This window comes from Acinetobacter modestus, assembly GCF_014636095.1.
GTDB lineage: Bacteria > Pseudomonadota > Gammaproteobacteria > Pseudomonadales > Moraxellaceae > Acinetobacter > Acinetobacter modestus.
Genome location: NZ_BMDV01000001.1, coordinates 18,627 through 41,709, shown reverse-complemented (window position 1 = coordinate 41,709; position 23,083 = coordinate 18,627). Strand labels below are relative to the sequence as shown.

The 23,083-nt window shown below is 38.0% G+C and carries 25 protein-coding genes; 7 read left to right on the top strand and 18 right to left on the bottom strand.

What is annotated here, in order from left to right:
* Window positions 1–103: 103 nt before the first annotated feature.
* Window positions 104–838, top strand: coding sequence for an SDR family oxidoreductase (locus IEV17_RS00220; protein WP_004662151.1), 735 nt, complete (start codon window positions 104–106; stop codon window positions 836–838).
* Between the two features lie 65 nt (window positions 839–903).
* Here the strand turns inward: IEV17_RS00220 and IEV17_RS00215 are convergent, their stop codons facing one another.
* The 6 genes from IEV17_RS00215 to IEV17_RS00190 all read right to left on the bottom strand — a co-directional run bounded on the left by IEV17_RS00215 (window position 904) and on the right by IEV17_RS00190 (window position 6,520).
* Entirely contained in the window at window positions 904–1,959 is a 1,056-nt protein-coding gene (locus IEV17_RS00215) for an NAD(P)-dependent alcohol dehydrogenase (RefSeq protein ID WP_004662148.1), read from the bottom strand.
* Window positions 1,956–2,717 carry an SDR family NAD(P)-dependent oxidoreductase gene (locus tag IEV17_RS00210; RefSeq protein WP_004662147.1) on the bottom strand — a complete coding sequence of 254 codons (762 nt, stop codon included), beginning with the start codon at window positions 2,715–2,717 and terminating at the stop codon, window positions 1,956–1,958. Before IEV17_RS00210 ends, IEV17_RS00215 begins: the two co-directional genes overlap by 4 nt.
* Window positions 2,718–2,790: 73 nt before the next feature.
* On the bottom strand, window positions 2,791–3,714 hold the full coding sequence (locus IEV17_RS00205; RefSeq protein ID WP_004662145.1) for an alpha/beta hydrolase: 924 nt from the start codon (window positions 3,712–3,714) through the stop codon (window positions 2,791–2,793).
* A gap of 216 nt (window positions 3,715–3,930) precedes the next feature.
* Entirely contained in the window at window positions 3,931–4,701 is a 771-nt protein-coding gene (locus IEV17_RS00200; RefSeq protein ID WP_004662143.1) for an SDR family NAD(P)-dependent oxidoreductase, read from the bottom strand.
* Window positions 4,702–4,713: 12 nt separating this feature from the next.
* Window positions 4,714–5,598: an alpha/beta hydrolase gene (locus IEV17_RS00195; RefSeq protein ID WP_004662142.1), complete on the bottom strand. Its 885-nt coding sequence runs from the start codon at window positions 5,596–5,598 to the stop codon at window positions 4,714–4,716.
* Between the two features lie 64 nt (window positions 5,599–5,662).
* The gene (locus IEV17_RS00190) at window positions 5,663–6,520 is read right to left on the bottom strand and encodes an oxidoreductase (RefSeq protein WP_004662140.1); all 858 of its coding nucleotides are present in this window, start codon (window positions 6,518–6,520) and stop codon (window positions 5,663–5,665) included.
* Between the two features lie 104 nt (window positions 6,521–6,624).
* On the opposite strand from IEV17_RS00190, the gene IEV17_RS00185 reads away from it, so the two are divergent.
* Window positions 6,625–7,536 carry a LysR family transcriptional regulator gene (locus IEV17_RS00185; RefSeq protein WP_004662139.1) on the top strand — a complete coding sequence of 304 codons (912 nt, stop codon included), beginning with the start codon at window positions 6,625–6,627 and terminating at the stop codon, window positions 7,534–7,536.
* Between the two features lie 31 nt (window positions 7,537–7,567).
* Here the strand turns inward: IEV17_RS00185 and IEV17_RS00180 are convergent, their stop codons facing one another.
* Window positions 7,568–8,266 (bottom strand): DUF1826 domain-containing protein, encoded by a 699-nt coding sequence (locus tag IEV17_RS00180; RefSeq protein ID WP_004662136.1) that lies wholly within the window; start codon window positions 8,264–8,266, stop codon window positions 7,568–7,570.
* Between the two features lie 277 nt (window positions 8,267–8,543).
* Here IEV17_RS00180 and IEV17_RS00175 point away from each other — a divergent pair, with 277 nt between their 5' ends.
* Complete coding sequence (locus IEV17_RS00175; protein ID WP_004662135.1) at window positions 8,544–9,875, top strand: type II toxin-antitoxin system HipA family toxin; 1,332 nt, start codon at window positions 8,544–8,546, stop codon at window positions 9,873–9,875.
* Window positions 9,872–10,180 carry a helix-turn-helix domain-containing protein gene (locus tag IEV17_RS00170; protein WP_004662133.1) on the top strand — a complete coding sequence of 103 codons (309 nt, stop codon included), beginning with the start codon at window positions 9,872–9,874 and terminating at the stop codon, window positions 10,178–10,180. Before IEV17_RS00175 ends, IEV17_RS00170 begins: the two co-directional genes overlap by 4 nt.
* 77 nt (window positions 10,181–10,257) lie before the next feature.
* Here the strand turns inward: IEV17_RS00170 and IEV17_RS00165 are convergent, their stop codons facing one another.
* A complete protein-coding gene (locus tag IEV17_RS00165) occupies window positions 10,258–10,494 on the bottom strand; it encodes a VF530 family protein (RefSeq protein WP_003651786.1) in 237 nt (78 codons plus the stop codon).
* A gap of 295 nt (window positions 10,495–10,789) precedes the next feature.
* Between IEV17_RS00165 and IEV17_RS00160 the strand changes: the two genes are divergently transcribed.
* Complete coding sequence (locus tag IEV17_RS00160; RefSeq protein ID WP_004662129.1) at window positions 10,790–11,671, top strand: DUF2971 domain-containing protein; 882 nt, start codon at window positions 10,790–10,792, stop codon at window positions 11,669–11,671.
* 399 nt (window positions 11,672–12,070) lie between these two features.
* On the opposite strand, the gene IEV17_RS00155 is transcribed toward IEV17_RS00160, so the two are convergent.
* On the bottom strand, window positions 12,071–13,084 hold the full coding sequence (locus tag IEV17_RS00155) for an AraC family transcriptional regulator (protein ID WP_004662128.1): 1,014 nt from the start codon (window positions 13,082–13,084) through the stop codon (window positions 12,071–12,073).
* A gap of 123 nt (window positions 13,085–13,207) precedes the next feature.
* Between IEV17_RS00155 and IEV17_RS00150 the strand changes: the two genes are divergently transcribed.
* Window positions 13,208–13,906, top strand: a complete 699-nt coding sequence (locus IEV17_RS00150; protein WP_004662126.1) for an NAD(P)H-dependent oxidoreductase — start codon at window positions 13,208–13,210, stop codon at window positions 13,904–13,906.
* Between the two features lie 59 nt (window positions 13,907–13,965).
* Here IEV17_RS00150 and IEV17_RS00145 read toward each other — a convergent pair whose 3' ends face one another.
* A complete protein-coding gene (locus IEV17_RS00145) occupies window positions 13,966–14,712 on the bottom strand; it encodes an iron-containing redox enzyme family protein (protein WP_004662125.1) in 747 nt (248 codons plus the stop codon).
* A gap of 342 nt (window positions 14,713–15,054) precedes the next feature.
* Here IEV17_RS00145 and IEV17_RS00140 point away from each other — a divergent pair, with 342 nt between their 5' ends.
* A complete protein-coding gene (locus tag IEV17_RS00140; protein WP_004662122.1) occupies window positions 15,055–16,284 on the top strand; it encodes a GGDEF domain-containing protein in 1,230 nt (409 codons plus the stop codon).
* A 76-nt stretch (window positions 16,285–16,360) separates the two neighbouring features.
* Here IEV17_RS00140 and aroC read toward each other — a convergent pair whose 3' ends face one another.
* The 8 genes from aroC to IEV17_RS00100 form a co-directional block, all read right to left on the bottom strand.
* Window positions 16,361–17,452 (bottom strand): chorismate synthase, encoded by a 1,092-nt coding sequence (gene aroC / locus IEV17_RS00135; RefSeq protein ID WP_004662121.1) that lies wholly within the window; start codon window positions 17,450–17,452, stop codon window positions 16,361–16,363.
* A gap of 15 nt (window positions 17,453–17,467) precedes the next feature.
* Entirely contained in the window at window positions 17,468–17,833 is a 366-nt protein-coding gene (locus IEV17_RS00130) for a hypothetical protein (RefSeq protein ID WP_004662118.1), read from the bottom strand.
* Between the two features lie 11 nt (window positions 17,834–17,844).
* Window positions 17,845–18,858 carry a 50S ribosomal protein L3 N(5)-glutamine methyltransferase gene (gene prmB, locus IEV17_RS00125; RefSeq protein ID WP_004662116.1) on the bottom strand — a complete coding sequence of 338 codons (1,014 nt, stop codon included), beginning with the start codon at window positions 18,856–18,858 and terminating at the stop codon, window positions 17,845–17,847.
* 126 nt (window positions 18,859–18,984) lie between these two features.
* Complete coding sequence (gene trpB, locus IEV17_RS00120) at window positions 18,985–20,190, bottom strand: tryptophan synthase subunit beta (RefSeq protein WP_004662114.1); 1,206 nt, start codon at window positions 20,188–20,190, stop codon at window positions 18,985–18,987.
* A gap of 37 nt (window positions 20,191–20,227) precedes the next feature.
* Window positions 20,228–21,415 (bottom strand): vWA domain-containing protein, encoded by a 1,188-nt coding sequence (locus IEV17_RS00115; protein WP_004662112.1) that lies wholly within the window; start codon window positions 21,413–21,415, stop codon window positions 20,228–20,230.
* A 12-nt stretch (window positions 21,416–21,427) separates the two neighbouring features.
* Complete coding sequence (locus IEV17_RS00110; protein WP_004662110.1) at window positions 21,428–22,279, bottom strand: AAA family ATPase; 852 nt, start codon at window positions 22,277–22,279, stop codon at window positions 21,428–21,430.
* 37 nt (window positions 22,280–22,316) lie between these two features.
* Window positions 22,317–22,703: a hypothetical protein gene (locus IEV17_RS00105; protein ID WP_034601375.1), complete on the bottom strand. Its 387-nt coding sequence runs from the start codon at window positions 22,701–22,703 to the stop codon at window positions 22,317–22,319.
* The gene (locus IEV17_RS00100) at window positions 22,696–23,001 is read right to left on the bottom strand and encodes a YcgL domain-containing protein (protein WP_004662107.1); all 306 of its coding nucleotides are present in this window, start codon (window positions 22,999–23,001) and stop codon (window positions 22,696–22,698) included. Before IEV17_RS00100 ends, IEV17_RS00105 begins: the two co-directional genes overlap by 8 nt.
* Window positions 23,002–23,083: the final 82 nt, after the last annotated feature.

Here is a 23,083-nt window from a genome sequence, read left to right as displayed (position 1 = left end):
TATTATTCGGATAAATATGTCAGATTTTAAGACATTATCCGACTTTGACTGAACAGTATCATAGAACCCATGAGAAGTTAAATTTCATTTTATGAGGTGAGATATGAGTCAGAAAAAAGTTATTTTAATTACGGGTGCTTCAAGAGGTATCGGTGCCTTTACTGCAACCTTATTAGCTCAACAAGGTCATAAAATTATTATTAATTATGCCCATAATGATCTAGAAGCAAATGCTGTTTTATCAAAGATTCAAGCACTTGGAGGGACTGCATCTTTATTTAAAGCGAATATAGGCGATTCAAATCAAGTCATCCAACTGTTTGATTACGCTATCCTGACCTACGGTCAGTTAGATATCGTGATTAATAATGCAGGCATCATGCGCTTTAATAAAATTGAAGATGTTGATGATGAAACGATTGATCAGATACTAGCAATTAATCTTAAAGGTTCTTTATATATGATGCGTGAAGCTGCTAAACGATTAGCAAATGGTGGGAAAATTATTAACTTATCTAGTAGTGTTATTGGTATGAAACTTCAAGGCTACGGTGTGTATACTGCGTCAAAGGCTGCAATTGAATCATTAACTGCTATTTTAGCCAAGGAGCTTAGAGGTAGAAATATTACCGTTAATTCAATCGCACCTGGACCGACTGCAACAGAACTTTTTCTAGAAGGTAAAAGTGATGACTTGATCAAAAGATTAAGCAACGCTGCACCTTTAGAACGTTTAGGTACTGTAGAAGATATTGCTGCCGTTGTAGATTTCGCTGTAAATGACGCAAGTAATTGGATAAATGCGCAAGTACTCCGTGTGAATGGCGGCATTATTTAAAATTAAAGTCATTATAAAAATCTAACCGAAGTCGTCTGTTTCGGTTAGATATAAAGATCAATGATTTAGTCTGTGTGAGCGGATAAGGTCGCCATATCAATCACGAAACGATAGCGGACATCGGAACGTTCTAAACGTTCAAATGCTTGATTAATTTGATCCATCCGAATCATTTCACAGTCCGGCAAGATATTTTGACGGGCGCAGAAATTTAACATTTCCTGTGTTTCGGCAATACCGCCAATCATTGAGCCCGCTATTCGACGACGCCCCATAATGGCAGGAACAGTGAAAAGTTCATCCAGTTGTCCTAACTGCCCAACCACAACAAAGGTGCCATCAATATCCAGTAAGGGAATATAAGGATTAATATCGTGCTTGACTGGAACAGTATCAATAATCACATCAAAAGCATTGAGTGCCTGTTGCATAGCTTCTGAATCAGCGGTATCAAGAAAACGATCTGCACCCAGTTGTAAAGCATCAGCTTGTTTCTGTTTTGATCGGCTCAGAACCGTTACCTCTGCACCTAAACCAACTGCCAGTTTAACCGCCATATGTCCTAAGCCACCCAAACCCACCACGCCAACACGTGTTCCTGGTCCTACATTCCAAGTTCGTAATGGGGAATAAGTGGTAATTCCTGCACAGAGCAAGGGTGCAACACGTGATAAATCCAAGCGATCAGGCACATGCAAAACAAAGTGTTCTTTCACCACGATATGTTTGGCATAACCACCAGCAGTATTTTCACCGGTCATACGATCCTGCCCATTATAGGTTTCGGTCAAGATTTCACGGCACATATGTTCTTCACCTTTATGACATTGATCACAATGCATACAGCTATCCACAAATGTTCCTACAGCGACATGATCGCCTATCTTAAACTTGTTTACATCCTTGCCGATCGCAATTACTTTACCGACAATCTCATGACCAGGCACTAAAGGGAAAACCGTACGTCCCCAATCATTCTTTGCCATGTGCAGATCGGAATGGCAAACACCTGAATAGAGAATTTCAATATTCACATCATCATGACGTAATTCACGGCGCTCTAAAGTGTAAGGAACCAGAGTGGAGCCTTGTTCCAAAGCCGCATATGCATAAGTTTTCATGAGAGAGTATCCATTATAAGTTGAGGATAAACAGGATCTTTTAAGTCGAATAGATTGTTTTCATTGACGATGCCAACCACTTGATCGCTTTGATAAAGCTGATAGGCGTATTCAGCCAATTGTTCAGCTGAAATAAACACTTCAGGGCTAAATAAAGTTTCACCATCGATTCCACCTTGAGATGAGGCTTGATCAACAAATTCAGTACGAGTTGCAGCAGGTGCCAAAACCTTGACCCGCATTTTTTTATTTTGTGATTGCATCGCTAGTGCCAGACCTTCGGTGAAGGAAGCCACATAGAATTTTGTGGCGCAATAGGTCACGGCAATATCAATTTGTACATAGCCACCAATCGAAGCCGTGTTGATTAAGGTTGCTTCTCGATCTGCATAATCTTTGACGTAGAGTAAAGATAAGTCTGTGAGGGCTTTAATATTTAGGTCGATCATGTTATTGGCTTTTTCCAGATTAACCTCCCAAGGGAAGCCATAATCACCAAAGCCCGCATTGTTGATCATCACATCAATTTGCAATGTTCTTAGCTTTTCATAAAGCTGTCGTGCATTGCCAAGGACTGCCAAATCACAGCTTTCCACATGAACACTGACTTGATATGTCGTTTCAATGTCCTGCTTTATTTGTTCTAAAGTACTCGCTCGACGGGCAACCAGAATCAGGTTAAAGCCTTCAGCAGCGAATTTATAACTCAAGGCCTTGCCAATACCTGAACTTGCACCTGTAATAAGGACAGTTTTCATATCATCTCTAAGTTTTCAATATTTAATAAAAGAAGCATGAATACGCGCTATTCATCGTATTCACGCGAAAGGATTAAAGATGTTTTTGAAAGAAGGGAATAACCACATCTAAAGCTTTTGCGACAGGTTCAGGTTGGTCATAAAGTTCATAATGACTAGCACCTTCAACTACAAAGATATTTTTATCTTTAGCGGCGGCTTTGTTATACAGTTCAAAACCATCTTTATATGAGCCAAAAGCACCAACACGATCACCTACGACAATCTGTAAGGGTTGAGTGAGTAAGTGTTCAGCCAAATGGAAGGCATCAAAACCAACAGCGGCAGCCAAACCTGAAAAACGTAACTGGTTGGTTGAACCTGCTGCCTGACCCCGTGGTGTCTTGTAGTAGTCAATGGCTTCTTGGATATCAATGTCCTGAATGCCGGCTTGTTCACGCTCTGCCTGCGAGTTTGGAATATATTGGGTGATAAATGCTTCTGCTCCACGTGCTTCAGCTGTACGTTGAGCTGCAATTGCTTCAAGAGTATTGATTGCTGCATTTGGACTGAGATCACCTTCACGCATCAGACGACCATAGTTTGCAGCGACGATGGTTGCCACAGCTTTAAAGCGGCGTTCGGTCATGGCTGCATTTACCGCATAGCCCCCCCCACCACAAACACCGAGGACGCCAATGCGGTTTTCATCGACATAATTTAAAGTTGTGAGATAATCGGCGGCACAACGAAAATCTTCAACACGGGTTGCAGGGTCTTCAAGGAAACGGGGTTCTCCGCCGCTGGCACCTTGATAAGATGCATCAAAGGCAAGAGTTACAAAGCCTGCCGCAGTTAATTTTTCAGCATAAATTGCACCTGCTGTTTGTTCTTTACAGCTGCTGATGGGGTGTGCACATACAATCGCAGCATATTTCTGATTTTCATCAAAGCCTTCTGGAAAACGGATCGTTGCTGATACGTCGATGCTTTTATTTTTGAAGGTTACATTTTTCATCGTTTAAGCTCCACATAGAGGGAATCAGTTGATGAAATAAATGTACCATTGCTGATTTATCTTGATTAGAGGGTTATTTTTGATTGCTTTAATAAGTAAGACTTATGAATAAACACAACATAATACTGCTTTTATTCTCATCAGACCATTCTAAAATTTAGCCACAAAAAAGCTTCCTGACCTTAGGGCAGGAAGCTTGATATAACAAATGAATGGCTAAATTGCAGTATACCCCCCATCAACCAAGAGTTCGGTTGCTGTGACATAAGAGGCTTCATCACTGGCAAGAAACAGCACGGCAAAGGCAATTTCTTCTGAAGTCCCTGCACGACCAACAGGGATGGCTGTACGTAAATGTTGCATTGCTTCTTCATCTTCAGTGAAATGGGTTGCCATAGGAGTAGCAATCAATCCTGGCAAAACCGTATTGACACGAATATTCATTTTCGCCAAATCGACTGCTGCTGATTTACTTAACATGCGTGATGCACCCTTCGAAGCTGCATACCCTGGATTCACATCAGGAAAAGCAATCACTGCTGCTGCAGAACCAATATTGACAATCGAACCACCGCCCACTTGTTGCATAAATGGAATCACGGTTTTAATGCCTAAGAATTGACTGTTTAAATTGACATCCATCACAGCCAACACATCTTGAATATCGGTATCAGTCCATCCACCACGTGGTCCTGGTGTACCTGCATTATTCACCAAGATATCAATTTTTCCGAATGTCGAAATGGTATGTGCTGCCACTTCTTGCCATTGCACTTCATTGGTGACATCTAGAATGGCGTATGTTGCTTTTAGGCCTTGCTGGTTCAGTTCATCTGACAAGTCTTTGATCGCTTGTTCACGCTGCTGGCTGGCGGTAATCACCACACTCGCACCTTGCTGAGCAAATAAACGGGCAGTGACAGCGCCCATTCCAGTACCACTACCAGCACCTGTGATGATGGCCACTTTATCATTTAAACGATTCATCTGATGCTCTCCTTATTGACCTGATAAAGATTGCTGAAAGAAAGGTACAATTTTTTCTACAGCTTCATTTACAGCATCTGGACGATCATATAGATCAAAATGATTTGCAGCTGTAATCACAAAAAGTTCTTTTTGAGGTGCCGCTGCGGTTTTGATCAGTTGTTGACTGTGCCATGCCGAACCTGCCTCACTTCCCACAACCATAAGTAAGGGTTGAGTCAGGTAGCGATCTGCAAAATGAAAGGCATCGTAACTCATCAATACTGCTGTTGACGTTGTGGTGCCTTGACTTGGCGCATTTGGATGTTGGGCGCGAGTGGTACGGTAATAATCATAGGCTTCACGCATTTCGGGATCGTCAACACCTTCGAGGCTTTCAGGTGACCAAGGTGACAGAGCCATTGCTGCACCTTGTGCCTCTGCCGTCAACTGTTGTGCAATTGAATCTAAAATGGTGGTTTGTTCAGAAGCAGTTGCCTGATTGTCTCCATACCAACCTTGACGATACAGATCACCTATATTTACTGCACTGACACCAACTACCGCTTTGATACGATGATCAATAATGGCAGCATGAATGACATACCCACCCGCACCACAGATGCCTAAAATACCAATGCGATTTTCATCTACATAAGCCAAGCTGTCTAAATAATCGATGGCAGCACGAAAGTCTTCAACACGTTGATATGGATTTTCGAGTTGACGGGTTTTTCCTCCGCTTTCACCTTGATAGGCAGCATCAAAAGTCAGTGCAATAAATCCTTGCTCCGCAAGTTTTTGTGCATAGATATGCGCCGTTTGTTCTTTCACTCCACCGACAGGATGACCACAAATGACGGCGGCATATTGTTGTGTTTCATTAAAATCATGGGGGGAGATAAAGATGTGCTGCAATTTGGATATTCTGCTGATTGAAATGGATTTTTTTCATTTGATTAACTCCAATGAGATGTAAGGCTTAAAGCTGGATTTCGACAAACTCAGCATCGTCAAATGCGGTTTCAATGCCTTTTTGGCGCCATGAATCAATGTCTTGGGTTCGTGTTGCAAGGGTTTGATCCCAGATTGAAAAAGCATCCTGACCCAACATTAGACGGGTAGGTGGTGTTGCACTTTCAACGACTTCAAGCATGCGTTGCGCAGCTTTGGCAGGATCACCAAGTTGTTTACCCGATGAACCTTCCAAATATTGCTCAAATGGTTCTACGACAGCTCGATAGGCCTGAATGTGCTGAGCTGGACGCATATTGACATCGCCTGCAAACTCAGTACGGAATGCACCTGGTTCAACCAAAGTGACATGAATCCCCAGTGATTTGACTTCCAGTGCAAGCGATTCAGTCCAGCCTTCAATGGCAAACTTGGCAGCACAATAGGGACCTGCTGCATTCATGGCCACTAGCCCAGCGATACTGCTCAGGGTCAAGATATGACCTGATGCTTGCTGACGCATCTGCGGTAACACAGCACGAGTCATTTCAGCGGCGGCAAAGAAATTCAACTCCATTTGCTCGCGTAGTTGTTGCAGACTAAATTCTTCACATGCGCCCACTACACCACGCCCAGCAATATTCGCAAGCACATCAATACGTCCGAAATGCTGAATGGCTTGATCAATCACTTGGCTTCGTGCAGAAGCATCGGTAACATCAAGTGCAACTGCTAACACTTGATCTTCATGGCCATATGCAATTTGTTGTAAGCGATCTAGACGTCGCGCCGTGATCACAGCCAAATCACCCTGAGCAATAACCGCTTGTGCAAGTGCCTGACCTAAACCAGAAGATGCACCTGTGATTAACCAGACTTTTTTCATTGCTTTATTCTCTTGTTCATTTGATAAAAACAATGTTAGCAAGGGTGATTTATAATGATAATCCGTTATAATTAGATAGGACTTATACTGAATACTTATAAATAATGAAAGAAAATTTAAATGATCTACAGGTCTTTCTCATTGTCGCACAAGAGCGCAGTTTTACCCGAGCGGCTGCAAAACTAGGCACCTCCCAATCTGCCATTAGCCAGACCATGCGTAATCTAGAAGAGCGAATAGGTATTAAACTCCTTTCGCGGACTACCCGAAGTGTGTCACCAACCGAAGCAGGGGAATATCTGCTCAATTTGGTTCAGCCTGCGATTGAAGATATTGAACATGGGCTACATCAGATTAGCGCCTTGCGAGAAAACCCTGCTGGTACCTTACGTATTAATGCTGATGAATACGCCATTCAAAGTGTGCTATGGGCAGCTGTAGAAAAAATTATAAAAAAATACCCTGATATTACGGTAGAGATGACCTCTGATTATGGTTTGACCGATATTGTCGATGGACGTTTTGATGCAGGCATCCGTCGAGGTGGATTGGTTTCCAAAGACATGATTGCAGTAAAAATCAGCCATGGAATTGCAATGCTGGCCGTGGCAACACCTGATTATTTAAATCAAAAGGGTCGACCTACGCATCCCAAAGACTTGATTGAACATGATTGTATTAATTTACGTTTACCTACACATGGAGCCATGTTTCGTTGGCAATTTACTAAAGGAAGCAAAACTCAAAGCGTGAAAGTAGAATCCAAAATTACATTCACCACCATTACCCCGATGTTACAGGCGGTGAAAAGCGGTGTTGGTATTTCATATCTACCGATTGATATGGTACAACCCTATATAGAGAGTGGTGAACTGGAAGAAGTGCTGAAAGACTGGCGACACACTTATGAACCTTTTTATTTGTATTATCCGCATCGACGTGAACAGGCACCGTTGCTAAATATATTAATTACAGCGTTGAAAGAGAATTTTGATAATAAAAGTGCCTTATTTTAGTTGTTACTAAAACACTTTTATTTATTAATATTCAACAAATCAAAAGTAGTCTATATTCGCCTTCATTTTCAATAGGTGCTCTATGAACACAAGGTAAAACGTTCTGCGTCGGGTGATCAACTGCTAGACGCCAAAGATGTCCTAAACCTAAATTTAAAGGTCTTGCATCAGGGAGCGGCTGGTAATGTAAATCGAAGAAATAATCTTGTAGAAAACTTTCAAATTCTGATTCTGGCCCGTTATGTAATTCCTTAAGTTTCTCTCTAATTTCGGGAATCAAAATTTTTTGCTTAACTTGATCACTTGGCAGAATTTCACTTACCGCTCCATGATAAGTACATAAAAAAGTATCTGTCGGAATAGGCGAGCGATCAACATGAAATGAATACACATCAGTTGAAATAAAATTTAACTCATCATCACGTTCGTAATTTTGAATTAAGTTCAGGGTAGGTGAAGCTCCGAAATCACTTAATAGCTGCATATCTTTTAAGATGATTTCTCTTGCTAAATGACCTTGTTCGGAAAGTTGCAAAGCCAATAGATCATCAACCGAAACCTCAGTAATATTTTCCTTTAGTTCAAGCTGTTTTACGATTTCTTGAAAATCTCCATTCAGGTTTCTATACCAACAAATCGCATTTCTATCTCCTTGAAAATTAGAACTAACAAGTTCGGAGAAACTAGAAACCACGCTAATTTGCTTGTGGTCAGAAAATGTATTCTTCATAAATAGAAGTTTATCAAAAAGAAAATATGTTTAATGATACACAGTTCGATCACGTTAACAACGATAGGTGGAATAGTATTTTCCAAATATTTATCTTTTCATGCCTTCTAACAATGAAATAAAGAGTTTTGAATAGATACTGAGAATGATACTTTCCACAGCTTATTGTGAGCAAATTTATGCTCAAAAATTCATATAAAAAAGAATTTTGCGCAAATATATTCACAAATATAAAAAAATAGAGTATTTTTGAGAAAATAATTGCTCATTTATTTCAATGAAAAAATTAACAATACAGTCGTTACTTGATCAAAGTTGGTTTGATATTGCTGAACTTACGCTATTAGAACCGAAACTAGGTTCAGCAAGTGCTAGTGAATTAGCTTACGAGTTAGAATACGCAATCCACAATTTGGATAAAAGAGATGAGCATGCCTGTAGTTTATCACTACCTGTACAAATACTTATAAAACATGAATCTAAGTCATGGTTTGGTTTTTTAGATGATATTGTTCCATCTGGTGCTGCGCGCCGTTATTGGGTGAATTTTCTAGGTCTACAAAGACTAACTCATGCAGAGCAAGATAGTATTTTATTAGAAAAAGGTGGCATCGCACCCGTAGGCAATTTAAGAATTAAAGAAGCTCTTCCAGCAATCAATCCTGACTCAACGCTACATCTACGTTATTTTAGTCAAATTGATGTTGCTGATCGAAATGTAGATTTTCTTGAATATGCACAGCAAATGGGGGCAATTAGTGGTGGTGCAACGGGAGCAGGTGGTGAAGCTCCAAAATTACTAATTCGTGCTACCAAAGATCAAAATATTTGGATTGATACTTATCAACAAAACTTTGATCAACCTGATCAACACTATCTAGTTAAATTTCCTCGGAATAATCGTGCTGAGATAGACTGTAATATTCTCAGAGCAGAATACTATTATTATCAAGAACTAAAAGAATTAGGTTTCAATACCATTGAAACAACAGAAATGAAGCTAATTGAAGGTGAAAAATATCCATCTTTATGGCTGCCAAGGTTTGATGTCGAATGGCACAATCAACAATGGCATCGTCATGGGCTTGAATCCATCTATTCAATATTAAATAAAGCTTCAGGTAGTCATCTCAATCACTTTGAAGTGATTGAAAATCTATGTAAGTTACTTATATCTATTGATTCCGAATTTGATTCGACACAATTCATTTGTGAATGGTTACAAAGAGACTTATTGAATATTATTTTTGGTAATTCTGATAATCATGGGCGGAATACTTCATTTCTAAAAAAATCTGGAAAAATTTCGCTTGCTCCAATTTATGATTTCGCTCCAATGAAAGCTGATCCAGAGGTTGTTACACGGTCAACAACTTGGGGAAGTCCTTATGAGGAAGGAGGAGAATATCGATGGGATCAAATTACCCAAAAACTAGAACATTTATGCGATCCAAATTTATCTCTAACGACATTAAAATCTTTGGCAAGTCATCTTGTTGGATTAAAACAAAGATTAATTGATAAAGGTGTGCCAAAGCAGATTATAGAGATACCAGCGCTTTCATTCGACTACGTTGAGGCTAAATTAGAAAGATGGGAACTATTATGAATATAAAAAATCAGACTCAAGATCGCCAACAAATCCTGATAGATCTATATATGCAATACTTATTGAATGAAATAACATTAGGGCAATTATTGGCGTATTTACGAAAAAACATTCTGAGTATGTCTCAGGAACAATATGCAAATTTAGTCGGTATAAGTCGCAGGACATTAACTGATATTGAGCAAGACAAAGGAAAACTCACTCAATCTGTTTTAGACAAGGTCTTTAAACCACTTGGATTGAAAGCAGGACTTGTACCAACTCATGAGCACATTGTGAGAAAGATTATTAAACCATCAGAATGAGATCAATGGCAAAGTTTAAGTCTATGTAACAAAGCTGTGTAGCCTAGATTAAAATGCTAGGGCTAGGGTTTTGATAGCTAAGATTTCTGTTTGGCTTTTTGGCGTAAGACATACAAATATAAGCTTTCTACTTTTTCACGTGCCCATGGTGTGGTACGCAAGAATCGCAATGATGATTTAACACTTGGATCTATGCAAAAACATCTAATTTCAATTTTACGGCTTAAGCCTTCAAAGCCACCGTAGTAATCCAATAATTCATCCAAAATATCAGCAAGTTTTTTGCCATGTAAAGGGTCATTGGAGGCGTTCATAATAGATCAACAATATTTGGGGAGACCATTATTATAACCTGAGCGAGTTAAAATAGGTCAGCATCACAAGGTTTATGCAATCATGGCTTTGATGCATAAGCCTTTCGCGTAGCAGTCTGATTTCTGTATAACTTATATTATGTTACTTGGAATACTCAGCAACGTGAATTATGATCGTAGAGATTCACGTTGCTGAGCTGTGGCAACAAACAGGTTGTGTAGGCCACAGTCTTGGATATTCTATTTAACATAAAATGAAGTTATGCGACTTCAGAATGACTAAAGTTCTAATATTATGACTATTGAATATGAAGACTTCATGGGGATTAGAGACTCCTATCCAGATGATATGCTTTTTTATCACTACTGTTCTCCTGATACTTTTTTATCAATTTGTAATGGTAAAAAATTAAGATTTTCTGATTTATTCTGTATGAATGATCACATGGAAAATTATTGGGGATATGAAATCTGGATCGAAGCTGTTAATGAGTTATTAGATAATAAAGAAATTGAAGAAAAATTTATTGATGAAATAGATAAAATCATAAATGAGGCAAGTTTAGGATTTTTAAAATTAGCTTGCTGTTTGTCTAGAGATGGTGATGTATTAAGCCAATGGCGGGCTTATGCAAATGATGCGTCAGGATATAGCATAGGTTTTTTGGCTAATGAACTACGAAAAATGCCAATTCGAATTATTCCTGTCTGTTATGACAAAAATCAACAAAAAGATATAGTTAAGAGTTTTGTTAGAGCTATTTATGAAGTTGAAAAAGATAATAAAACAGAAGATAAAGAAGACTTTCAGCGTACTTGTAAAGAGTTTGCAGTTAGCCTTTCAAGTTTTAAAAATCCAGCATTTAAAGAAGAATTAGAGATTCGATTGATGCACATAGCTGTATTGGACTTATCTGATATAGACAACCCAGAGTATAAATTTGGTGGGGGTATGGCTAATGGTGCAGAATGTCGAGATTATCAACTTCACTATCGCATGAATAAAAGTGTGCCAACAGCTTTTATGGATATTGATTTTTATTATGATAACAACCCTATTAAAGAGGTCATTTTAGGACCTAAGAATGAATCATTGCTTAGTGGTGTATTTATGGCAATGAATTCTTTAGGTTTAAAAAATGTTAAAGTCAAAAAATCGGAAGCATCTTATCGTTGAAAAAAAGAGTCCACGTTATCTAATGGTGGACTCTTGTCTCATTTTGAGATTTTACCTTAGTTGATAACAACAATAATTTCACCTGATGCCGACACTTCTGTAGCTTCTATCGCTTGATCTAAAATACGATGTACTAGCTCACTATCTTTTACTGGTTCTAGTCCACGCCTGTAAATAAAGGGTTTCAGCCTGTTCAAAATTTTAAATATGATCAATAAATATGCAATATAAACGTTCAATTGGTGCTAGCAGCAAGATGCTGAATCGACCAGTGAACAAATTAATGACATTAAGCTGTAGCAACATGCAATGTTGTGTAGGCTACAGTCTCAGATATTATATTTAACATAATATACATTATACGCAATTATCTAACGTTAGTTAGATAGTCTATTTTCTTTATTTTGGCATTCTATAGTTACTTGGCGTCATATTTGTCCACTTTTTAAAAGCACGTGAAAAATGTGAAATATCGGCATAGCCTAAAAGATTTGAAATCTCTTGAATGGATAACTTATTTTCTTTTAAAAGAGCTTTTGCTTTTTCCTGACGGCTTTCACTAAGTAAGATTTGAAATGTTGTTTTTTCATTTGTAAGTTGGCGTTGTAAAGTTCTATTAGTTAAACCAAAATGCTTAGCGATTTGGTTCAACGACAAAAATTGCTGTAATTCTGCATCGTATAATAACTCACGAACGGATGAACTTATTGAGTTTAAGTTAGGACTTATTTTTTTTGATAGCTTTGATACATCATATTCACATTGACGCTTGGTTAAGCGAAAAACCAATGGATCAGCAGTTTTTAAAGGCAAATTTAGAAGTTGTTTATTAAATATTAAACGATCTTCATCAGCACCAAAATTAACTCTATATCCATCAGAATTATCAATATTTCTAAATATATCTTGACTATTTCCCTGCAATTCAATTTGAATATCTAAGTTTTGTTGAGCTAGATTCTCTAAAATATGAGTAAAACCTAAAACTAAAAAAATAATAGCATGATGATTAAATTTAAAATTATTTAAAGGTTGATCAAAATTCAAGTATGCCATTTCTTGTTCAATATAAAGTTTTGGCTGAAAAGCTGCACAATGTAAGCCAATAAATTGCTCAAGAACACCTATTGCCGCCCCCAAGTTTTCTGATGCAGCAGCAGTTACACCCACATGACCATAACAAGATGCTTTCATTTCTCTTGCTACATAAATGCTAATTGCGGGTTCATTTGTAAGTCGAGCAGATTTTTCAAGTAAATTATTGAAGATGTTGAAATCTACATACCAAAATGGAGCATCTAGTTTTTTTAAAGTTATATCTGTATCTATTAGAAGTTGTTGCGGGCTAACGTTCCAATTTTTGATTGTTTCAATTAACAGATTAACATATGTTCCGGGTAATTCAGGATTCATTTTATTCCGCAAAATACTATTGATGGCGTGTAATGGTAAAAACTGGCGGTTCATGAACTATGTCATGTTTAAATTTTAAGGCATAGTAATTTTTATAAAAAGTTATTTCCAAGGTCATTGCCAATGAATATTTTGATCGTCCACGCGCATCCAGAAAGCCAATCATTTACTAGCTCATTAAAAAATACAGCAAAACAACTCTTAGAAAAAAATGGACATTTTGTTGAAATTTCAGATTTGTATAAAATGAATTTTAACCCTGTTGCATCAAAACATGACTTTGAAAATTTAAATGAACATGAATATTTTAATTATGCATTGGAGCAGCGGAATGCTTTTAAACAAAATACACTTTCACCAGACATTCAAGTTGAAATTGAAAAGGTTCAACGCGCTGACTTAGTGCTTTTTACTTTTCCTTTATACTGGACATCAGTACCTGCTATTTTAAAAGGCTGGATTGACCGCGTTTTTGTCTCAGGACTTTTTTATGGTGGTAAACGTTTTTACAACCATGGTGGAATGGTTGGGAAAAAAGCAATGTTGTGCCTCACATTAGGCGGTCGAGATCATATGTTTGGTGAAGGTTCAATACACGGATCAATAGAACAATATTTATCATCTATTCATCGTGGATCTTTAGCCTATACAGGTTTTGAGGTACTCCCTCCTTTTATTGCCTATCATGTCCCATATATCACCGATGAAGAACGAGAAAAAATTCTTACTCGTTTTGAAGAATACATAGTTAATCTAGACAACTTAACGCCACTGGAGTTCCCTAAATTAGAGAATTTCGACGATAAAATGAATCTACTTTAAAAAATTAAATAAAAACTGCTACTTAGCACCCCAACTAGGTAGCAGTTTATTCGGTATTTTTAATTATTATTTTGTAACTTGTAACACTCATCTAAAGCTAGCTCATAATAAGCCAAGCCTTCTTTCGCTGCTAAAAAAGCTTTTCTCTGAGAAACCGGATCTTTGTCACATAATCTCTTAATTAGCTCCATCGCTTCATAAGGATGTAAATCATCATAGTGTGCATGAGCTCTTAACCATGCCAATGATCTTTTATTAATACTTACTTCTGGAGTTTCTGTATAAGCTTGTATTCCTTTATAAACATGAATGGTCCAATCCCCTGTCGCCCACTCTATTGCTAAATTTGTTGCAGCAATACTTTCCGCTAAACTTCCCCTAAAATTTACATCCCATAAAAAATGATTGACCGCATTCATTGCTACTGGTGGTCTAACTTCATTCAACATTTCAGTCGTTATGCCAAAACCCTTCGCCCAATCTTGATACCAATGTAAATGTCTTTCTTCAACTTTGATATTTTGAATTAACCAATCTCTAGTCTCAGTTACACCATCTAAAGAAAAAGCCGTCGCTTTAGCTAAAGCACCTGCCATATATGATGGAAAATGAGCAACCAAAGGATAAAAATTTAATAATGCTGACCTAAAGCATTCTAAATTTAGGCTACCGCTTGCCATATCTAAAAATAAAGGGTGTTTGCTTACTCGCTCTTTTGCAGGAACAAGTTCATCCCAAAATTGTTGTGCCCATTCTGAGTGAGGTGTTATTTCTAGTTTTGTTCCATATTGCTTCATAACAGTCATTTCGATCCATCCTATTTCGTATGACTTATTTCAATCATTTTCCACGATTGCTGCTTATTTTTATAGCTAGATTGTATCCTAATACAGTCAATATACAATGATTGTTATTTAATTTGTAACATTTTTTTATCTGTTCAGCATTTTATTAAGTTTAATCATTATATTAGTTGGTAATACATTCATATTACACCCGAAAAATATAGAATACTGGCAATAAAAGCTGATTATCATAAAAAATTATTAATTTTATATAATCCAATACACATTTTATTTAATTCAGTGTAACGTAGTTAACAATCCCTATTTACATTTATAAGAACATTGGGGGCGATGAGAGATAAGATGAAGTTAAAAGCATCCAATTTACTGGGGCAAGAACAGATTGACTTGTTAATTTCTCGCGGACTAAATTTAGTTTGGTTTCCTAAAGAATTAGAAGTCATTTATAAAGATCAGTATAAAAATGAAGCTGCACATGAATTCCGTTACCGTGCACCAATCATTCTATGCCTCTATTTATATTTAAGTTTTGGTACTTATCAAGTTCTACCTACAGAACTACGCACTGCATGGGTCGCGTATTATGGTTGGGTGGGCATGATAATTGTTTTTGCATGGTTACTTGCTTTCATTCCATCGATGAATAGATGGTTTGATTACTATGTTTGCTTAGGCTCTACAGGTGCCGTCGCTCTTACTTTCACGTTAATTAATGTATTGGAACACGGTCAGAATAACGTTCTTTTTCATGCCGCAATGATGTATGCCGTGGTCATTATATATGGCTTTGTTGGTATGCGATTTTATACAGCGATGTTTGCTGGTTGGTGTGGTGGTTTAATTGGTATTGCCATTAGTGTTTGGCTTAATGGATCAATTGATTGGACTTACTTAAATCGGACTTATACTTTTAGTAGCTTTCTAGGAATGGCTTTAGCTTATGCAATAGATCGACAACATAGAGAGAATTATCTACAAAACTGTATGATCGAACTAAATCGATTAGAGCTTATGCGTCAGGCACAGCAACTTTCAATTTTATCTCAACAAGATGCTTTGACTGGTTTAGCAAACCGTAGATACCTCGATGAAGTGCTTGAAAATGAGTGGAAACGCTCAATCCGTCATGAAGTTCCTATCACAATCATGATGATCGATATCGATTGCTTTAAATTATACAATGATACATTAGGACATATTCAGGGAGATCAATGTCTTAGACGAATTGCCATTTTGCTGGGTTCAATCTCATCGCGAAGTGGAGATCTTGCTGCACGTTATGGCGGTGAAGAGTTCTTGCTTTTATTTTCCATGACGGATAAAGATCAAGCACTTATACAAGTTCAACGTTTAATGGAATTGGTACGAAATATAGGGATTGCACATCCTCGAAGCAATGTTTCTAAATATGTAACGATAAGTGTTGGTGTTGCGACAACAACCCCTCATCTTAATGACAGCCTATCAGAGTTTATCTCTCAGGCAGATCATGCTTTGTATGTAGCAAAAAGTAATGGTAGAAATCAATATCATGTTGCAACGAGTGAAAATGTAATTTCTGAGACTTTATAAGATTAATTTTAATATTATTTTGTATTGTAAAAAACATACTTGCGTTCAAGTGTCGCAAGTATGTTAAAAATCAAAATTATGGTTCAATTGGTTGGAATGGAGCTACAACATCAGCATTTTGAGCACGATGTCTTAAAAAATGATCCATTAGAACGATTGCTAACATTGCTTCAGCAATAGGTGTAGCACGTACGCCAACACAAGGATCATGGCGACCTTTGGTTAACACATCCGTGTTTTCTCGATCAATTGTAATGGTTTTACCAGGAGTGGTAATACTTGCGGTTGGTTTTAAAGCAATCGCGACACGAATAGTTTGACCGCTTGAAATACCACCAAGTATTCCGCCAGCATGATTTGCAAGGAAACCATCTGTGGTTAGTTCATCACGAGTTTCGTGACCAAACTGCCCAGCAACTGCAAAACCATCCCCAATCTCAACACCTTTAACCGCATTAATACTCATCATAGCGTGAGCAATATCTGCATCGAGACGATCAAATACAGGTTCACCCCAACCGACTGGTATTTTTTCAGCAATAATTTCGAGTTTTGCACCACAACTAGTGCCTTGCTCACGTAATGCTGTGACTAATTGCTCGAAGCGAGGAACTGCATCAACATCACCACAGAAAAAAGGATTATTTGGCACTTCAGCCCAATCTAACTTTTCTGCAATTTCATTCCCGATCTGTGTTACATGCCCACGAATATCAATACCAAATTTTTCTGCCAAATACTTTTTAGCAATCGCACCTGCCGCAACACGCATTGCTGTCTCACGTGCGCTTGAGCGACCGCCACCACGATAATCACGGAAACCATATTTTTGAGTATAGGTATAATCAGCATGACCAGGACGGAATGTTTGAGCAATATTACCGTAGTCTTTGGATTTTTGATCTGTATTACGAATCAGTAAACCAATCGATGTACCCGTAGTTTTTCCTTCAAAAACACCAGAAATAATTTCAACTTGATCAGGCTCTTTACGTTGCGTTGCAAACTTAGAGGTACCCGGCTTACGGCGATCCAAATCTTTTTGCAAGTCTGCTTCGCAAAGTTCAAGTCCTGGTGGTACGCCATCTACAATTGCCATCAAGCCAGCACCATGTGATTCACCACATGTCGTCACACGGAATAACTGACCAATACTATTTCCTGCCATTTTCTAACCTATCTTTTATTCATCGAAACTGTGGTGCATCTCTTCAAGCATTAATTCATAGATATTCCCTAAAATATCGTCATCACATTGCTGACGATAACTCAGGACAATATATTCAATCAGACTTTTATGATCTGAAAGTAAATAAAGACTATGAATCAATGACTCCGCGGCATCAGGATCAAACTCTCCATATCCAAGATTTACAAAGAGTTGATCAAATTGCTGACAAATTTCTTGCTTAAAAACTTCCGAATTAATTGCATCAATTCCACTCTGATCCCATTTGTTTTTTAATTCAATGAAACCATTTTTAAACTGCTGAATTTTAGTTTGATCTAAGTCAGGTTTAGCTGCTAATAGAATTGCTGCAATTGGCATCTTGTACGACTCTAGCTATGTTCAACAGATTGTTGAAAGAGGTCTTTATAGCGACGGCATTGTTCCGCAGTTAAGGCAAAAATACCTGAACCACCTTTTTGGAATGTAAGCCAATGGAAATCAACAGTATTAAAGTTTTGACGCATCGCCCATTCTGAATTACCGACTTCGATGACGATTAAACCATCTTCTGTCAAATAGTCAGCAGCTTGCGCTAACATTTTACGAACCAAATCCAAACCATCTTGACCAGCAGCAAGTGCAAGTTCTGGCTCGTGTAAGAATTCTTCTGGTAAATCTGCCATATCCTCTGCGTCTACATATGGAGGATTACTTACGATTAAATCATATTGATTTTCAGCAGGAATTTTTGAGAATAAATCAGATTCAAGTAATGCAACTTGATATTGCTTATCATGATGTTCGGCATTAATTGATGCAACTTCCAAAGCCTCTTTGGAAATATCTGTTGCATCGACTTCAGAATCAGGGAATGCATAAGCCAAAGCGATTGCAATACAGCCAGAACCCGTACACATGTCTAAAATACGTTGCGGCGTTTTCGGATTCGTATTTTCTGGTAAATTATTCAATGCTTCGAGCATTTGACCATTTTCATTTAAACAATATGGTGCAAATCGTTGTTCAATCAATTCAGCAATTGGCGAACGCGGAATGAGTACACGTTCATCTACATAATAAGGTTTATTACAGAAATATGCCAAATTTAATAAATATGAGGTTGGAATACGATCATTGATGCGACGTTCTAATAGACTTAAAAATTCTGCTTTCTCAGTTGGTAGTAATTTTGCATCTAATATTTCTGCATCAGCTTTCCATTCTAGAGAAAGTGTTTGCAAAACAAGTGCGGAACTTTCTGCAAAATAATCTTCAGTACCTTGACCTAAGTGTGCATCATATTGACGAAGTGCGGTTACACCAAAACGAATAAAATCTCGAATGGTTACTAAGTTTTCAGCCGCTTCTTGTAAATGTTCAGGGCTGATTGTAGGTCGCTCCACTTAGGCGTCTCCAAAAGTGCTAATTGCAAAAACGCTTTATTCTAACGGGATTAGCGTCTATTTAACAGAAAAAAAACCGCCTCTATTCAGAAGCGGTCATTATTTTGATATTTCAATATCTACGAGTCAGAGTCCTAATTTATCAGCAACATAATCAGCATCTTTATCACCACGACCAGATAAATTTACGACGATCTTGATATTTTTATCCATTTTAGGCGCTTCGCGTAATGCCCAAGCAACTGCATGAGAACTTTCTAAAGCAGGTACAATTCCCTCTACACGTGAAAGTGTCATAAATGCATCTAGACATTCTTGGTCAGTAGCAGTTTCATACTGAACACGACCAAGTTCTTTCAGATAACTATGTTGAGGTCCTACACCAGGATAATCCAACCCAGAAGCAATCGAATGTACAGGAAGTGGCTCACCATTTTCATCCTCAAGTACGTAACACGCCATCCCATGAATTTGACCGGGTTTGCCTAAAGTTAACGTTGCCGAATGCTTATCTGTATCTAAACCATGACCTGCGGGTTCAACACCCACTAATTTAACTTCTGGTGTATTTAAAAATGCGGTAAAAGCACCAATTGCATTTGATCCACCACCAACACAAGCCACAACATAGTCAGGATTTTTTCCGAAGCGTTCATTGGTTTGAACTTTAATTTCATTACCAATAATTGACTGGAAGTCACGTACCATTTTAGGAAATGGATGAGGACCAACCACAGAGCCAATCGCGTAAATATAGTTTTTAGGATCTTTTAAATATTCTTCAAAAGCGCTATCGACAGCATCTTTTAAAGTTGCTGTACCCTGAGTAACAGAAACCAATTTTGCACCAAGAATTTTCATCTTAACGACATTGGGATGTTCTTTTTCAATATCGACTTGCCCCATGTGAATTTCACATGGGATACCAACCAATGCACAAGCTGTGGCTAAAGCGACACCATGTTGCCCTGCGCCCGTTTCGGCAATTACTTTACTTTTGCCCATATATTTAGCGAGTAAAGCCTCACCTAAACAGTGGTTAATCTTATGCGCACCAGTATGGTTTAAGTCTTCACGTTTCAGGTAAATTTGTGCGCCACCAAGTTGATCTGATAAGCGTTTTGCATGAAATAATGGGCTTGGGCGGCCCACATAGTTTTTAAATAAGTCGTTCAGTTCATCTTGAAACTCAGACGTATGACGAATTGCTTCGTAAGCCTCATTAATTTCATCCATTGCTTCTTTTAAATGAGGAGGAATAAATTGACCACCAAAATTACCAAAGAAACCCGCTTCATTCGGTAAAGCAATCCCATTAATTTGATGTTCCATGATTCCTCCTGTTTTTATAAAGTATTCATATGAATTTTTAACGTGACAAATAACGCGTCATATCTTCAATGCCTTTTAATGTCATTGGGTACATATGATTTTCAAAAATTTCTTTGATCCAGTTAATGGTCTGAGTGTAATGCCAGTAACCTTCCATTTCAGGGTTCAACCAAGCAGTTTTGTCAAAATGCTGACGTAAACGTCTAAGCCATACTTCGCCCGACTCATCATTCATGTATTCAACTGAACCACCTGCCGACTTGAGTTCGTATGGTGCCATACTGGCATCACCGACAACAATTACACGATAGTCGCGACCGTAAGTATGGAATAAATCCCATGTATTCATACGAGTTGAACTACGACGGTGGTTATCTTTCCAAACATAATCATAGAGACAATTATGGAAATAGAAATATTCTAAGGTTTTGAACTCCGACTTCGCCGCACTAAATAATTTTTCACACTCAGCGATATAGGCATCCATTGAACCACCAACGTCAAATAACATCAGTACTTTAATGCGGTTACGCCGTTCAGGAACCAATTGCACATCCAAAATGCCCTGCTTTGCGGTTTCACGAATAGTCCCATCAACATCAAGCTCTTCAGCCGCTCCTTGACGTGCAAACTTACGTAATCGGCGTAATGCAATCTGCATCTGACGTGTTCCCAAAACTTGATCATCATCAAGATTTTGGTATTTACGCTGCTCCCATACTTTTACAGCTGAGCGTTTACGTCCTGGCCCACCGATACGAACGCCTTCAGGATGATCGCCAAAAGCACCAAAAGGTGAAGTTCCGCCAGTGCCAACCATTCGATTGCCACCCTGATGCTTTTTATGTTGTTCACGTAAACGTTCTTCCAACATTTTCATCAGTTCTTCCAAAGAACCTGCTTTTTGTAGCTCAGCACGTTGCTCTGGTGTCAGATGTTTTTCTAACAGTTCAAGGTCAAACCAGTCTTTAGGTAACTTGTGAACTTGTTTAAGTAACTCATCTAAATCAAAAGTTTCAATGCCATCAAAATAATCTTTCATGGCACGATCGAATTTATCAAAGAAACGTTCATCTTTGACTAAAACTGTTTTAGCCAACTGATAAAATTCTTCCTGATCTGCAAATACCAGACCTGATGCAACCGCTTGGTTGAGATCAATCAACTCACGAGTTGTAACAGGTACACCATATTTACGTAAGGTGTAAAACAATCGCACAAACATGTGATTACACTCTTAGCGGCGTGACATAAAAGCTAAACGTTCAAGTAATTGTACATCTTGTTCATTTTTAATCAGCGCACCATACAATGGCGGGATTGCTTTAGATTTATCATGATTGCGCAATACGTCTTCAGGCATATCATCTGCCATGAGCAAGCTTAACCAGTCAATTAACTCTGACGTTGATGGTGGTTTTTTTAAATTCGTGACTTCACGTAATTTAAAGAATATTTGCAATGCTTCACTGACCAAAGTATTCGAAATATTTGGGAAATGTACTGCAATGATTTCACGCATCGTTGCTTCATCAGGAAATTCAATATAATGAAAGAAGCAGCGACGCAAGAATGCATCTGGTAATTCTTTTTCATTATTCGAAGTAATAATCACAATCGGGCGTTGTGTTGCGGTAATGGTTTCACCAGTCTCGTAAACATAAAACGACATTTTGTCGAGTTCATGCAGTAAGTCATTCGGGAACTCAATATCTGCTTTGTCAATTTCATCAATCAACAATACACAACGTTCTTCACTCGTAAATGCTTCCCACAATTTACCCGGTTTAATATAGTTTTTAATGTCATAAACACGGTCATCACCTAACTGGCTATCACGCAAGCGAGAAACTGCGTCATATTCATACAAACCTTGCTGAGCTTTGGTTGTTGATTTGATATGCCAAGTAATTAATTTTAGACCTAAACTTTCTGCAACTTGTTCTGCAAGTAATGTTTTACCTGTACCTGGCTCACCTTTCACCAATAATGGTTTTTGTAAAGCACGCGCGGCTTTTACCGCAAGTTTCAGGCTGTCAGTTGCAATATATTGATCTGTACCAGTGAAGTGTTGTGTATCAGCAGACATTTGAAAACCTTATTTTTCTTTAACTTTATGTGAATATCTAAACCGAACGTGCAAGTTTATTTGCACTGTATTTTGACCAGCAGAAGCCGATCAATAATCCTGTACCAATGACAAATAGAATCAAAGATAAATTTGACCAGATTAAAACATGCTCTTTTGTGAGCACACCAAAAATCAAACCAAAAATAGCAGGTGCTAATTCTGAATTGGGGCCTTCAGAAATTGTTGGTGTAGCAAGGATTGCAAAAACGATAATCCAAAGAATTCCTCCTATTGGATTAGGCATACGTGACATCAAACGATACCAACACCATAATGCAATCATTGCACCTGTAACATACACAATAATCGCAACATTCTCTTCAGGGAATTGATCCAGTACAGATAGAATGTGAGACCACATTGCAGTTATAGTTTCAAGCACCACGCAAACCCTCTGGTTCTACCGCATTTGGATTAATAAGCCCTTCTGGCGGCATTTGAATAAAAAAGCCTTTGGTCTGTAATGAGTCTAAGACATGCAATACGTTTACACGTGCAAGTTTCCGTTCACCATGAAGTTCCAAATGCATTACAAAAGTAGCTTTTCCAAAAGCTTGTAAGACACTCTCAGGAACAGACTCAAATGGATTTTCTGATTCCTGATCTGCAGAATAATTTGGACGAGCAATATACATATACATTTCGTCTTTTTTGCTTGATCTATAAATATCGCAGTGCATGTTTACTCACAACTCTTATCAATCTTAGAGACTATTGGTCATTTAGATTCCAACAGACTTTAAACAGCATACATGAAAAAAA